This is a genomic window from Mesotoga sp. HF07.pep.5.2.highcov, assembly GCF_003666285.1.
GTDB classification, from domain to species: Bacteria; Thermotogota; Thermotogae; order Petrotogales; family Kosmotogaceae; genus Mesotoga; species Mesotoga prima.
The window spans coordinates 1-1,219 of the sequence record NZ_JFHJ01000212.1 but is presented as its reverse complement, the minus strand read 5'-3'; the positions used below and the strand labels follow the sequence as shown (position 1 = coordinate 1,219).

General features: G+C 46.7%; 3 protein-coding genes and 1 tRNA gene. All 4 read right to left on the bottom strand.

Going from position 1 to position 1,219, the window contains the following annotated elements; all coding sequences use genetic code 11:
* Window positions 1-13: 13 nt before the first annotated feature.
* A tRNA-Leu gene (locus tag BG32_RS04450) sits at window positions 14-102 on the bottom strand.
* A gap of 67 nt (window positions 103-169) precedes the next feature.
* Window positions 170-385 (bottom strand): heavy-metal-associated domain-containing protein, encoded by a 216-nt coding sequence (locus tag BG32_RS04445; protein ID WP_006487148.1) that lies wholly within the window; start codon window positions 383-385, stop codon window positions 170-172.
* A 43-nt stretch (window positions 386-428) separates the two neighbouring features.
* On the bottom strand, window positions 429-602 hold the full coding sequence (locus BG32_RS16240; RefSeq protein ID WP_259459513.1) for a hypothetical protein: 174 nt from the start codon (window positions 600-602) through the stop codon (window positions 429-431).
* Window positions 596-1,219 (bottom strand): methionyl-tRNA formyltransferase (locus tag BG32_RS04440; protein WP_259459512.1); only part of this gene is annotated, 624 nt, incomplete at its 5' end. The genes BG32_RS04440 and BG32_RS16240, both read right to left, overlap by 7 nt.

The window sequence follows — 1,219 nt, the reverse complement described above, 5'->3', positions numbered from 1 at the left end:
AAACCCGGTTTTGTGGTGCCGAGGGCGGGACTTGAACCCGCATAGGCTAAACTGCCCACATGGACCTCAACCATGCGTGTCTGCCAATTCCACCACCTCGGCAACGTCACACGTCAGAAATTATAACTTGACCGGATTCCTTTGTCAAGAAGCAAATCGCGAGAATGGTTTATATAAGCATATCAAAACCGAGCTTGGACAGCTCTTCCTGAATAATGTATCTGTCGATGATCGCGTTCTCATATTCCACCTCAACGACACTGCTTGCAACATCAACCTGGGCCTTTGTTATGCCGTCGAGGGACTTCAGTCTCGAAACAATTCGTTCGGCATCGGAATCCGTAATCTCGTTCCTAATTTGAAATAGCCTGATCACCCTGGGCATTTCTATCCCCCCAAAATCATCCCTTCACGAATCAGCCGGCCACTTACCGCATCTTTAGGCTCATCGGCCTCTTTCCGGGTAACTGTACTAACGATATAATAACATTTCCGGTGCCACAGCTTAAAACCATACCGTGGTCTTCCACTTTCACAATTTCTCCATCCCTGCTCTTTCCATAACTTCGATCTGAAAAAACTGCCCCAAACAGTTTTACCATCTTCCGTCAAGGGATGTTCTTGCCCCAGGTTGAGGATCATAAGCTCTCACTTTGTTCAAAACATAAACTGCATCCGAAAAATCCGAAATGACCAGGTCCGACGCCTGGACCTTTGGCGCGTAAGAAGGTGCTCCCTCCTGTTTACAAAGCTCGATTCTCCCGGCCTCAGCTATCTTCAAGAAATCAAGCAAAGCTTCCCTTCCGAGTCTCTCAAGCTTTTCATAGAGCGAACCAAAATTGTCTGAAATCTCTATCTCGATCTCCCTCCTCAAAGCTATTTCGCCGGTATCCATTCCTTCGTCGATCTTGAATATGGTTATACCGGTCCTCGTTTCCCCGTTTTCGATTGCTCTTTGAATCGGAGCGGCTCCTCTGTATTTCGGCAAGAGTGAGGCGTGGACATTGAAACAGCCTAAAGTTGGAAGGTCAATAACACTTGATTTGAGAAGCTTTCCGTACGCAACAACCACTATTAGATCTGGAGAAAGTTCTTTGAGTTTTTCCAATCCTTCTCCAGAATTGACTTTTTCGGGTTGAAAGACTGGCAATCCGTAGACTTCTGCAACTGACTTCACAGGAGTAGGATAGACTCTTCGTCCCCTTCCTTTAGGTCTGTC